The 237-nt window shown below is 53.6% G+C and carries 1 protein-coding gene; it reads right to left on the minus strand.

The genetic code is table 11. The features are described from left to right. Positions 1-150: 150 nt before the first annotated feature. Positions 151-237: SWIB/MDM2 domain-containing protein (locus KVT32_RS31485; RefSeq protein WP_217619574.1), on the minus strand; the 87-nt coding region annotated here is incomplete at its 5' end.

Genomic DNA, 237 nt, shown 5'->3' on the forward strand with positions numbered 1-237 from the left:
TCACCGCGTGGGCGGCTCGCACGTCGCATATATTCACCCACCGGCGTTACAGCCGCCCACCCTACGGATTATCGCCACCCAAAAACAAAAAGCCCCGATCACACGATCGGGGCTTTTTACGTTCAGGCTTTTGGACAGCCAGGCTTTTCTTTATTTCAGGTGATTCGAAATGAGCTTGGTCATTTCGAACATCGACACTTGCGCCTTGCCACCGAAGACGGCTTTCAGCTTGTCGTC

This window comes from Achromobacter sp. GbtcB20 (assembly GCF_019091095.1).
GTDB lineage: Bacteria > Pseudomonadota > Gammaproteobacteria > Burkholderiales > Burkholderiaceae_B > Achromobacter > Achromobacter mucicolens.